At 67.0% G+C, this 11,494-nt stretch carries 10 protein-coding genes; 7 read left to right on the plus strand and 3 right to left on the minus strand.

The window, feature by feature from the left end; genetic code table 11:
• Positions 1–139 precede the first annotated feature (139 nt).
• The 3 genes from QRO93_RS18800 to QRO93_RS18810 form a co-directional block, all read right to left on the minus strand.
• Positions 140–1,348: an acetyl-CoA C-acyltransferase gene (locus QRO93_RS18800; RefSeq protein ID WP_006431022.1), complete on the minus strand. Its 1,209-nt coding sequence runs from the start codon at positions 1,346–1,348 to the stop codon at positions 140–142.
• Between the two features lie 69 nt (positions 1,349–1,417).
• Entirely contained in the window at positions 1,418–3,790 is a 2,373-nt protein-coding gene (locus QRO93_RS18805; RefSeq protein WP_180881038.1) for a 3-hydroxyacyl-CoA dehydrogenase/enoyl-CoA hydratase family protein, read from the minus strand.
• A gap of 53 nt (positions 3,791–3,843) precedes the next feature.
• A complete protein-coding gene (locus QRO93_RS18810; RefSeq protein ID WP_006431024.1) occupies positions 3,844–4,497 on the minus strand; it encodes a TetR/AcrR family transcriptional regulator in 654 nt (217 codons plus the stop codon).
• 301 nt (positions 4,498–4,798) lie between these two features.
• Here QRO93_RS18810 and ndk point away from each other — a divergent pair, with 301 nt between their 5' ends.
• The 7 genes from ndk to der all read left to right on the plus strand — a co-directional run bounded on the left by ndk (position 4,799) and on the right by der (position 11,430).
• On the plus strand, positions 4,799–5,224 hold the full coding sequence (ndk, locus tag QRO93_RS18815; protein ID WP_008265389.1) for a nucleoside-diphosphate kinase: 426 nt from the start codon (positions 4,799–4,801) through the stop codon (positions 5,222–5,224).
• A 10-nt stretch (positions 5,225–5,234) separates the two neighbouring features.
• The gene (gene rlmN, locus QRO93_RS18820) at positions 5,235–6,440 is read left to right on the plus strand and encodes a 23S rRNA (adenine(2503)-C(2))-methyltransferase RlmN (RefSeq protein ID WP_005409296.1); all 1,206 of its coding nucleotides are present in this window, start codon (positions 5,235–5,237) and stop codon (positions 6,438–6,440) included.
• Complete coding sequence (gene pilW / locus QRO93_RS18825; protein ID WP_180881037.1) at positions 6,427–7,212, plus strand: type IV pilus biogenesis/stability protein PilW; 786 nt, start codon at positions 6,427–6,429, stop codon at positions 7,210–7,212. The genes rlmN and pilW overlap by 14 nt, the downstream gene beginning before the upstream one ends.
• Positions 7,213–7,230: 18 nt before the next feature.
• Complete coding sequence (locus QRO93_RS18830; protein WP_053449522.1) at positions 7,231–8,103, plus strand: RodZ domain-containing protein; 873 nt, start codon at positions 7,231–7,233, stop codon at positions 8,101–8,103.
• 65 nt (positions 8,104–8,168) lie between these two features.
• Positions 8,169–8,807, plus strand: a complete 639-nt coding sequence (locus tag QRO93_RS18835; RefSeq protein WP_006434876.1) for a tetratricopeptide repeat protein — start codon at positions 8,169–8,171, stop codon at positions 8,805–8,807.
• A complete protein-coding gene (bamB, locus tag QRO93_RS18840; protein WP_053449524.1) occupies positions 8,807–10,015 on the plus strand; it encodes an outer membrane protein assembly factor BamB in 1,209 nt (402 codons plus the stop codon). The genes QRO93_RS18835 and bamB overlap by 1 nt, the downstream gene beginning before the upstream one ends.
• Positions 10,016–10,032: 17 nt before the next feature.
• Positions 10,033–11,430, plus strand: coding sequence for a ribosome biogenesis GTPase Der (der, locus tag QRO93_RS18845; RefSeq protein ID WP_008264979.1), 1,398 nt, complete (start codon positions 10,033–10,035; stop codon positions 11,428–11,430).
• The last annotated feature ends 64 nt before the right edge of the window (positions 11,431–11,494 follow it).

Below are 11,494 nucleotides of genomic sequence, written 5' to 3' on the forward strand. Positions count from 1 at the left end.
AAGCACTGCTTCGCAAGCGCCCGAACGCACAGCCGCCAGCGGCTGGGCCGGACCCCGGAGGGGGGGTTCACGGCGTGTCCCGCGCAGCCCTGCCGACCCGGCCCACGCCATGAAGCCCAACGAGGCAACGCCTTGAACCTTACAGCGCCTCGAAAATACCCGCCGCGCCCATGCCGGTGCCGATGCACATCGTCACCATGCCGTACTTCTGCTGGCGACGACGCAGGCCGTGCAGCAGGGTCGCGGTACGGATCGCGCCGGTCGCACCCAGCGGGTGGCCCAGGGCGATCGCGCCGCCCAGCGGGTTGACCTTGCTCGGGTCCAGGCCGCAATCGCGGATCACCGCCAGCGACTGCGCGGCGAAGGCTTCGTTGAGCTCGATCCAGTCCAGCTGGTCCTGGGTCAGGCCGGCCTGCTTCAGTGCCTTCGGGATCGCGGCGATCGGGCCGATGCCCATCACTTCCGGACGCACGCCGGCCACCGAGAAGCTGACGAAACGCGCCAGCGGGGTCAGGCCGTAATCCTTGATCGCCTGCTCCGAAGCCAGCAGCACGGCGCCGGCGCCATCGCTCATCTGCGAGGAGTTGCCGGCAGTGACGGTGCCGCCGAACTGACCGTTGCGGAACACCGGGCGCAGCTTGGCCAGGCCTTCGGCCGAGGAATCCGGACGCGGGCCTTCATCGGTGTCGGCCACCTTGTTGCGGGTGATGATGCGCTGGCCATCGGCCAGGTCCGGCAGGTGCGAGACGATCTCGTACGGGCTGATCTCGTCCTTGAAGTCACCGTTCTGGATCGCGGCCATGGCCTTCTGGTGCGAGGCGAGGGCGAACGCATCCTGGTCTTCGCGCGAGACCTTCCATTCCTCGGCCACCTTCTCGGCGGTGATGCCCATGCCGTAGGCGATGGCGACGTGGTCGTTGTCGAACACGCTCGGTGCCATCGCGATCTTGTTGCCCATCATCGGCACCATCGACATCGATTCGGTGCCACCGGCCAGCATCAGGTCGGCGTTGCCCAGGCGGATCGCGTCGGCGGCCTGCGCCACGGCCTGCAGGCCGGAAGAGCAGAAGCGGTTCACGGTCTGCGCGGCGATGGTGTTGGGCAGGCCGGCCAGCAGCACGCCGATGCGCGCCACGTTCATGCCCTGCTCGGCTTCCGGCATGGCGCAGCCGATGATCGCGTCATCGATGCGGTTGACGTCCACGCCCGGGGCCTGTGCGACGACGCTGCGCAGCACGTGCGCAAGCATGTCGTCGGGGCGGGTGTTGCGGAACATGCCCTTGGGCGCCTTGCCAACCGGGGTACGGGTGGCGGCGACGATGTAGGCGTCCTGGATTTGCTTGGTCATTGCAGTGATCTCTTGAATAGGGGTTGGAAGAGGTTGCCGGCCAGCGGCCGGCACTACCGATGTCTTCCGTCAGTTCCGCAGCGGCTTGCCGGTCTTCAGCATGTGCGCGATGCGGGCCTGGGTCTTTTCCTGCTGGGCCAGTTCGACGAAGTGCTTGCGCTCCAGGGTCAGCAGCCACTCTTCGTCGACCAGGGTGCCGCGGTCGACCTTGCCGCCGCACAGGACGGTGGCGATGCGCTCGGCGATCTCGTAGTCGTACGGGCTGATGAAACGGCCTTCCAGCATGTTGACCAGCATCATCTTGAAGGTGGCGATACCCACGTCACCGGCCACCTGGATGCGGCGTGCCGGCAGCGGCGGACGGTAGCCCGCTTCGGCCAGCGCACGGGCTTCGGCCTTGGCGATGTGCAGCGCCTCGTAGCTGTTGAACACCACCTTGTCGGTGCTGCGCAGCAGGCCCAGTTCCTTGGCGTTGACCGCCGAGTTGGACACCTTGGCCATCGCCACGGTCTCGAAGGTCTTCTTCAGTTCGGCGAACACGTCACCGCCAGGGCCGGCGGCCTGCGAGGCGCGCACGGCCAGTTCCTTCAGGCCACCGCCGGCCGGCAGCAGGCCCACGCCGGCCTCGACCAGGCCGATGTAGCTTTCCAGGAAGGCCACGGTCTTGGCGCTGTGCATCTGGAACTCGCAGCCGCCACCCAGGGCCAGGCCGCGCACGGCAGCCACCACCGGCACCAGCGAGTACTTGATGCGCTGGCTGGTGCGCTGGAAGTTGGCGACCATCTCTTCGAACTGGTCGACCTTGCCGGCCTGCAGCAGGCCGAGGGCACCGGCCAGGTCGGCACCGGCGGAGAAGGGTTCCTTCTGCTGCCAGATCACCAGGCCCTGGAAGTCCTTCTCGGCGCGGCTGACGCATTCCTGCAGGCCGTCCAGCACCTGGTCGGACACGGTGTTCATCTTGGTCTTGAAGCTGACCACGGCGATGCCGTCGCCGTCATGCCACATGCGCAGGCCGTCGTTCTCGAACACGGTCTCGCCCGGCGCGAACGTCTCGCCCAGCAGCGGATCCGGGAAACGCTGGCGCTGGTACACCGGCAGCGACGAGCGCGGCAGCTTGGCGTTGCGCGACGGGCTGTAGCTGCCCTCGGCGGCGTGCACGCCATCGCGGCCATCGAACACCCAGTCCGGCAGCGGGGCGTTGCTCATGCTCTTGCCGGCGACGATGTCATCGGCGATCCACTGCGCGACCTGCTTCCAGCCAGCGGCCTGCCAGGTTTCGAACGGGCCCAGCGACCAGCCGTAGCCCCAGCGGATGGCGAGGTCGACGTCGCGCGCGGTCTCGGCGATGTCGGCCAGGTGGTAGGCGCTGTAGTGGAACAGGTCGCGGAAGGTCGCCCACAGGAACTGCGCCTGCGGGTGCTGGCTCTCGCGCAGCTTGGCGAACTTCTCGGCCGGGTTCCTGATCTTCAGGATCTCGACCACTTCCGGTGCCGCGCTGCGGTCGGCCGGGCGGTAGTCCTGCTTCTCCAGGTCCAGCACCACGATGTCCTTGCCGACCTTGCGGAAGATGCCCGCACCGGTCTTCTGGCCCAGCGCGCCCTTGGCGATCAGCGCGTCCAGCCACTTCGGCGACTTGAAGAATTCATGCCACGGATCGTTCGGCAGCGTGTCGCCCATGGTCTTGATGACGTGGGCCATGGTGTCCAGGCCGACCACGTCGGAGGTGCGGTAGGTGGCCGACTTCGGGCGGCCGACCAGCGGGCCGGTCAGGCCGTCCACTTCATCGAAGCCCAGGCCGAACTGCTGGGTGTGGTGGATGGTGGACAGGATCGAGAACACGCCGATGCGGTTGCCGATGAAGTTCGGGGTGTCCTTGGCGTACACCACGCCCTTGCCCAGGGTGGTGACCAGGAATTCTTCCAGGCCTTCCAGGACGGCGGCGTCGGTGGTGGTGGCCGGGATCAGCTCGGCCAGGTGCATGTAGCGCGGCGGGTTGAAGAAGTGCACGCCGCAGAAGCGGTGGCGCAGCTGCTCGGGCAGCACGTCGGCCAGCTTGTTGATGCCCAGGCCCGAGGTGTTGGAAGCCAGCACGGCGTGGTCGGCCACGAACGGCGCGATCTTCTTGTACAGGTCCTGCTTCCAGTCCATGCGCTCGGCGATGGCCTCGATGATCAGGTCGCAGTCCTTCAGCTGCTCCAGGCTGGATTCGTAGTTGGCCGGGGTGATGGCCTCGGCCAGCGACTTGCTGGCCAGCGGCGCCGGGCTCAGCTTGCCCAGGTTGGCGATCGCCTTCAGCACGATGCCGTCGGCCGGACCTTCCTTGGCGGGCAGGTCGAACAGCACGGTGTCGACGCCAGCGTTGGTGAGGTGGGCGGCGATCTGGGCACCCATGACGCCGGCACCCAGCACGGCGGCGCGGCGGACTAGCAGGGAATTGGACATGGTGTAGGGCCTTTGTTGGTCAGCAGTTACTGGGTGGGTCACACCCGGTGGAATCACGGGGAAGCGGGCAGGGCGCTGGCGCGTGCGGCGGCGCGGAACCCGGCTTCGGCGAAATGGATCAGTTCGTGGGCGGCATGGGCACGATGCGCCGCTTCGGTGACACCGGCGGGACGCTTGATCAGCCCGAAGTCGGCCATGGCATAGGTGAGCGAGCCGGCCAGGAAGTCCAGGCGCCAGTACAGCTCTTCCTTGCTCAGGTCGGGCGCGCATTCGGCAATCGCCTTGCCGAACGCACGCAGCACGTGGCCGTAGTGGTCGGACAGGAACTTGCGCAGGTTGTCGTTCTTCTCGGCGTAGGCGCGCGCGATCACGCGCACGAAGGCACCGCCGTTCTGGCGGTCCTGGGCCAGCGCCAGCGCCGGCTCGACGAAGGCGGCCAGCACCGGGCGCAGCTGCCCGGGATGTTCGCTGCGGGCGCGCTCGAGCTGCGCCAGGCGGGCACCGGTCATCTCGTCCATGCGGCGGCGGAACACCTCGTTGACCAGGTTTTCCTTGGAGCCGAAGTGGTAATTGACCGCTGCGATGTTGACGTCGGCCTGGCTGGTCACCTGGCGCAGCGAGGTGCCGGCGAAGCCGTGCTGGGCAAACAGCTCCTCGGCGGCACCGAGGATGCGGTCCTTGGTCGAGAAGTGGGCGGGTTTGGCCATCGGCGGGCAGACCTTAATCAAACGATTGTTTGATACTAGGACCAGACGGTAGCGTATGGCATTTTGCAGTGCAGCAAAAATGCCCGGGGCGGTCAGAATCCGCTCAGGTGGGTGAATGGGCGCAAAGGGTAGTGGCGGGGGGGGGGGCGCCAGCCTGCCGGCCAGCGGCCGGCACTACCACGCCAGCGCTTTATCTTTTACAATTCGCCTACGTTTATCAGGCTAAGCCCGCGTCCCGACGCGGGTTTTTTTCATGTTACCCTTCGGGCCATCAGCGGCCCGATTCCATTGGAGACATCCCATGGCGCTGGAGCGCACCCTTTCGATCATCAAGCCGGACGCCGTTGCCAAGAACGTCATCGGCGAAATCTACGCCCGCTTCGAGAAGGCCGGCCTGAAGGTCGTGGCCGCCAAGTACAAGCAGCTGTCGCGCCGTGAAGCCGAAGGCTTCTACGCCGTGCACCGCGAGCGTCCGTTCTTCAACGCGCTGGTCGAGTTCATGATCTCCGGCCCGGTGATGATCCAGGCCCTGGAAGGCGAGAACGCCGTCCTGGCCCACCGCGACCTGCTGGGCGCCACCAACCCGAAGGAAGCCGCTGCGGGCACCATCCGCGCCGACTTCGCCGAATCCATCGATGCCAACGCCGCCCACGGCTCGGACTCGGTCGAGAATGCCGCGATTGAAATCGCCTACTTCTTCGCCGCCACCGAAGTCGTTTCGCGCTGAGAGTAATGCCGTGAACGAGGTCGTACAGTCCCCCGCCATCCAGCCGCTGCCGAAGTCGGCACCCACGGCTGGCAAGCAGAACCTGCTCGACCTCGATCGCGCGGGCCTGGAGAAGTTTTTCGTCGAGGTTCTCGGCGAGAAGAAGTTCCGTGCCCATCAGGTGATGAAGTGGATCCACCATCGCTACGTCACCGACTTCGATGAAATGACCGACCTCGGCAAGGTCCTGCGCGCCAAGCTGCAGGCCCATGCCGAGGTGCTGGTTCCGAACATCGTGTTCGACAAGCCCTCCGCCGACGGCACCCACAAGTGGCTGCTGGCGATGGGCGTGGATGGCAAGAACGCCATCGAGACCGTGTACATCCCCGACAAGACCCGCGGCACGCTGTGCGTGTCCTCGCAGGTCGGTTGCGGCCTGAACTGCACGTTCTGCTCCACCGCCACCCAGGGCTTCAACCGCAACCTGACCACCGCCGAGATCATCGGCCAGGTGTGGGTTGCCGCACGCCACCTGGGCAACGTGCCGCACCAGATGCGCCGCCTCACCAACGTGGTGATGATGGGCATGGGCGAGCCGCTGATGAATTTCGACAACGTCGTGCGCGCCATGAGCGTGATGCGCGACGACCTGGGCTACGGTCTGGCCAACAAGCGCGTGACCCTGTCGACCTCCGGCCTGGTGCCGCAGATCGATCGCCTGTCGGCCGAAAGCGACGTGTCGCTGGCGGTGTCGCTGCATGCGCCCAACGATGCGCTGCGCGAGACCCTGGTGCCGCTCAACAAGAAGTACCCGATCGCCGAGCTGATGGCCTCGTGCGCACGCTACCTGCGCGCCAACAAGCGCCGCGAATCGGTCACCTTCGAATACACCCTGATGAAGGGCATCAACGACAAGCCCGAGCATGCCCGTGAATTGGCCCGCCTGATGCGCCAGTTCGACAACGCGGTGCAGGCCAAGGATTCGGGCAAGGTCAACCTGATTCCGTTCAACCCGTTCCCGGGCACCCGGTACGAGCGTTCGGAAGAAGCGCACATCCGTGCCTTCCAGAAGATCCTGCTCGACAGCAACGTGCTGACCATGGTCCGGCGTACCCGTGGCGACGACATCGACGCTGCCTGTGGCCAGCTCAAGGGCCAGGTGATGGACCGCACCCGCCGCCAGGCGGAGTTCAACAAGACGCTGCAGGCGGGGAAGGGGAGCGATGCCGCGGCCTGACCGCCTCTGGCTGGCCCTGTTCGCAGGCGTGCTGGCCCTCTCGGTCAGCGGCTGCAAATCCCAACCCAAGGCCAAGCTGGGCCCCAGCCTGGCGCCGGTGTACTCGGTCCGCGATCCGGACAACGTCCGCCGCCAGGTGCGCTGGCAGGATCTGCTCGCGCTGGCCGCCCGCGACATGCAGGTCGGCAACCTCGATGCGGCCGAGCGCAAGGCCCGTGAGGCGCAGAAGCTGGCGCCGGAGGCCCCGGACGCGCTGGTGCTGCTGGCCGGCATCGACGAGCGTCGTGGCCGCACCCCGCAGGCTGGCGAGAGCTTCCGCAGGGCCGCCGAACTGGCGCCGCAGCGTGGCGACATCCTCAACAATTACGGTGCCTGGCTGTGCCAGCAGGGCCGGCCGGCCGAGTCGCTGGTCTGGTTCGACCGCGCGCTGCAGGCGCCGGGCTATGCCACGCCGGCCGAGGCACAGGCCAATGCGGGCGGCTGCGCACTGGATGCCGGCCAGTTCGAGCGTGCCGAACGCGACCTTCGCGCGGCGCTGACGACACTGCCTGACAACCCGGTCGCACTCGAGGCGATGGCCCAGCTCAGCTTCCGCCAGGGCCGCTACATGGAGGCCCGGGCCTTCGCCGAACGTAGGATTGCGGCTGCACCCGCAACGCGTTCCGTGTTACAACTTGCGTCTCAAATCGAAGCGCGGCTGGGCGATCGGGCGGCATCTGATCGCTATCTCCAGCGGATTCGACAGGAATTTCCGCAGGAAGCGGGCTCCTAACTCCAGGGTTGATGCATTGTGATTGATGACCAGACTGTGAGCGCTCTCGAGACTGCGGCCGGCTGCGGCACCCGCCTGCGCCAGGCCCGCGAAGCGGCCGGACTGACCCTCGAGGATGTCGGTACGCGCCTGCGCATGCCGGTCCAGGTGGTCAAGTCGCTGGAAGAGGAACAATGGCAGAAGCTCGGCGCGCCGGTGTTCGTGCGTGGCCAGCTGCGCAGCTATGCGCGCCTGCTCAACGTGGATGTGAGCCAGCTGCTGGAGCAGGCCCAGGTCGGCCCGGTGGTCCCGCCCACCCTGGTCAGCCATACCCATACCCCGCGCGCGCGCCGCATTGCCGAGAACCTCGGCCGGCGCATGCTCTATGTCGGCATCACCGCGGTCCTGGCCGTGCCGGTGTGGTTTGCCACCCGTGGCCACTTCGACGGTAGCGCCACCCCGTCGCCGAACACCGCCTCGCTGGACGCGATCCCGGCTGCGGTGCCGGTGGCTCCGTCCGCCGCGGGCGTCGAGCCGGCCACCCCGGTTGACGTGGCGAGCGTCCCGGCCAGCAAGCCGGCCGCGACCCCGTACGTGGCCTCGCTGGCCCCGGTGCCGCGTTCGGCCCCGGCGCCGGCCGCCGCCGCCAACACGCTGGACATGCAGTTCAGCGGCGACAGCTGGGTCGATATCGGCGGCCCGGACGGTGCCACCGTCGAGAAGGCACTGATCAAGTCCGGCGAAAGCCGCAGCTTCACCCCGGGCCAGGTGACCCGGGTGACCCTGGGCAACGCCTCGGCGGTCCAGGTTCAGCAGAACGGCGCTATCGTCGATCTGACCCCCTACCAGCGAGCCAACGTGGCACGCTTTCAGGTATCCTCTGAAGGCTCCGTAGTCCCGGTTTCGCACTGAGGCGCGGTTTCACCACCTTCGATTAAACCCAATGGTCCCTCCCGATGGGCGGGGCGAGAGTACGCATGGCGATCGACGATCTGCTCGACGAGCACGAACAAAGTGAACGCGTCCGCAGCTGGCTGCGGAAGAATGGCGCCAGCATCCTTGGTGGCGTGGTCATCGCCATCGGTGCCATCGCCGGCTGGCAGTGGTACCAGAAGGATCAGGGCGGCAAGCTGGCCTCGGCCAATGTCGAGTACCAGAAGGCGCTGCTCGGCCTGCAGCAGAACAAGCTCGACGATGCCTCCAAGGCAGTGAAGGCGCTTGAAGCCGGCCCGTCCAGCATCTACGGCGACCTCGCGGCGCTGCAGCTGGCCAAGGCCCAGGTCGACGCCGGCAAGAACGAAGAGGCGCTGGCCACCCTGCGCGGCGTGAAGGTCGAAGGTGACCTGCAGCGCGTGGTCGACCAGCGAGTGGCGCGCCTGCTGGTGGCCACCGGCAAGAGCGACGAGGCGATCAAGCTGCTGGGCAGCGCCACCGACAGCAGCAGCCTGGAAATCCATGGCGATGCGCTGATGGCGCAGGGCAAGCGTGACGACGCCCGTGCACAGTACGAGAAGGCGCTGAAGTCGCTGGACGTGGCAGCGCCGCAGCGGCGCCTGCTGGAAACCAAGGTTATGGATGCCGGCGGCACGGTCGCCGCCCCTGCGGAGTCGGTTTGATGAGTCAGAAGGTCATGATCACCCGCGTCGCCACCGTGCTCCTGATGGGCATGGCCCTGACCGGCTGCAGCACCGTGAAGGGCTGGTTCGCCGGCAAGGACGCGGCAGCGAAGAAGGCCCAGGAGCCGGCTGAGCTGGTCAAGTTCGAGCCCAGCGTCAAGGTCAACAAGGCCTGGTCGGTCAACCTCGGCAAGGGCGAGCGCCGCATCGGCGTGCGCCAGGGCCCGGCAGTGGCCAACGGCCACGTGTTCGCCGCGGCGATCACCGGTGGCGTGCACGCCATCGACCTGCAGACCGGCAAGAAGGTCTGGACCTGGGAGCCGCAGAAGGAAAAGAAGAAGCCGAAGCTGCGCCTGTCCGGCGGCCCGGGTGTCGGTGAGAACCTGGTCGTGATCGGCACGCTGGATGGCCAGGTCATCGCCCTGGACATCAACGACGGCAGCGAGAAGTGGCGTGCCCGTGTTCCGGGTGAAGTCATTGCCGCACCGGCCGTGGCCCAGGGCCTGGTGTTCGTGCGCAGCAACGATGGCCGCGTGACCGCCTTCGATGCCGGCAACGGCACCCAGAAGTGGTTCAACCCGAGCGAACTGCCGGCGCTGACCGTGCGCGGCAACGCGCCGGTGGTCACCGGCCCGGGCGTGCTGTTCATCGGCAAGGACGAGGGCGCGGTTGCGGCCCTGGCCCAGCAGGATGGCCGCACGCTGTGGGAGCAGAACATCGGCAACGGCGAAGGCCGTACCGAGCTTGAGCGCATGGCCGACGTTGACGGTGCTCCGGTACTGGAGGGCAACACCCTCTACGTGAGCAGCTTCAAGAACCAGACCATGGCCATCGAAGGCCCGACCGGTCGCCCGCTGTGGGCGCGCGACCATGGCGGTGCCGGTGGCGTGGCGGTGTCGTCCGGCAATGTGTTCGTCACCGACAACAAGGGCGGCGTGTTCGGCCTGGACAAGGCGACCGGCGCGGCCATGTGGTCGCAGACCGAGCTGGCGCGTCGTTCGCTGACCGGCCCGGTGCTGCAGGGTGATTACGTGGTCGTCGGTGACTACAAGGGATACGTGCACTGGTTGAAGACCTCCGATGGTGCGATGGCGGCACGGGCGAAGAGTGGCGGTGACGCCCTGCTGGCCCAGCCGGTCGTCGCAGACGGGGTGCTGCTGGTGCAGAACGTTGATGGCAAGCTGACCGCCTTCCGGTTGGCAAATTAAAAATTGGAGTAATCGCGATGCTGCCTTTGGTCGCCCTGGTTGGACGGCCGAATGTCGGCAAGTCGACTATTTTCAATGCGCTGACGCGCACCCGTGACGCGCTGGTCCATGACCAGCCCGGCGTCACCCGCGACCGCAACTACGGTGTCTGCCGTCTGGACGAGGACAACCATTTCCTCGTCGTCGACACCGGCGGTATCGCGGAAGAGGAAGAGGGCCTGGCCGGTGCCACCACCCGCCAGGCTCGCGCCGCTGCGGCGGAAGCGGACCTGATCCTGTTCGTGGTCGACGCCCGTGAGGGTACGTCGGCGATGGACGATGAGATCCTGGCCTGGCTGCGCAAGTTGTCGCGCCCGACGCTGCTGCTGATCAACAAGATCGACGGCACCGACGAGGACAGCGTGCGTTCGGAATTCGCCCGTTACGGCTTCGGCGAGATGCTGACCGTGTCGGCGGCGCATCGCCAGGGCCTGGACGACCTGCTGGACGAAGTGATCCAGCGCCTGCCCGAAGAAGGCAGCGGCGAAGAGCTGGACAACGATCCGAACCGCATCCGCATCGCCTTCGTCGGCCGCCCCAACGTGGGCAAGTCGACCCTGGTCAACCGCATCCTCGGCGAGGAGCGCATGATCGCTTCCGACGTGCCGGGCACCACGCGCGACTCGATCGCGGTGGACCTGGAGCGTGACGGCCGCGAGTACCGCCTGATCGATACCGCCGGCCTGCGCCGCCGCTCGCGCGTGGACGAGGTCGTCGAGAAGTTCTCGGTGGTCAAGACCATGCAGTCGATCGAGCAGTGCCAGGTGGCCGTGCTGATGCTGGATGCCACCGAAGGCGTGACCGACCAGGACGCCACCGTGCTCGGCGCCGTGCTCGATGCCGGCCGCGCGCTGGTCATCGCCATCAACAAGTGGGATGGCCTGACCGAGTACCAGCGCGAGCAGGCCGAGACGCTGCTGTCGCTGAAGCTGGGCTTCGTGCCGTGGGCCGAATCGGTACGCATCTCGGCCAAGCATGGCTCGGGCCTGCGCGAGCTGTTCCGTGCCGTGCACCGCGCGCACGAGTCGGCCAACAAGACCTTCACCACCAGCGAAGTGAACAAGGCGCTGGAAGTGGCCTACGAGACCAACCCGCCGCCGACCATCCGCGGCCACGTCTCCAAGCTGCGTTACGTGCACCCGGCCGGCGCAAACCCGCCGACCTTCATTGTGCACGGCACGCGCCTGAAGGAGCTGCAGGAATCGTACAAGCGCTACCTGGAGAACTTCTTCCGCAAGCGCTTCAAGCTGATCGGCACCCCGGTGAGCTTCATCTTCCGCGAGGGTACCAACCCGTACGAGGGCAAGAAGAACGTCCTCACCGAGCGGCAGGTCAAGGCCAAGCGGCGCTTGATGAAGCACGTCAAGGGCAAGTGATGCAGAAGAAGGCGGCCTCAGGGCCGCCTTCTTCGTTCGCGCTGGGTAGTGGGGGGGGGGGGGG

Origin of the sequence: Stenotrophomonas maltophilia group sp. Smal17 (assembly GCF_030237045.1) — a bacterium.
Taxonomy (GTDB): Bacteria; Pseudomonadota; Gammaproteobacteria; order Xanthomonadales; family Xanthomonadaceae; genus Stenotrophomonas; species Stenotrophomonas forensis.

Excerpts from the sequence above, each read along its gene's own strand:
- QRO93_RS18805 (WP_180881038.1), bottom strand. The coding sequence starts at position 3,790 with ATGTCCAATTCCCTGCTAGTCCGCCGCGCCGCCGTGCTGGGTGCCGGC.
- pilW (WP_180881037.1), top strand. The coding sequence starts at position 6,427 with ATGCCGCGGCCTGACCGCCTCTGGCTGGCCCTGTTCGCAGGCGTGCTG.
- bamB (WP_053449524.1), top strand. The coding sequence starts at position 8,807 with ATGAGTCAGAAGGTCATGATCACCCGCGTCGCCACCGTGCTCCTGATG.
- QRO93_RS18800 (WP_006431022.1), bottom strand. The coding sequence starts at position 1,348 with ATGACCAAGCAAATCCAGGACGCCTACATCGTCGCCGCCACCCGTACC.
- der (WP_008264979.1), top strand. The coding sequence starts at position 10,033 with ATGCTGCCTTTGGTCGCCCTGGTTGGACGGCCGAATGTCGGCAAGTCG.
- QRO93_RS18810 (WP_006431024.1), bottom strand. The coding sequence starts at position 4,497 with ATGGCCAAACCCGCCCACTTCTCGACCAAGGACCGCATCCTCGGTGCC.
- ndk (WP_008265389.1), top strand. The coding sequence starts at position 4,799 with ATGGCGCTGGAGCGCACCCTTTCGATCATCAAGCCGGACGCCGTTGCC.
- QRO93_RS18835 (WP_006434876.1), top strand. The coding sequence starts at position 8,169 with ATGGCGATCGACGATCTGCTCGACGAGCACGAACAAAGTGAACGCGTC.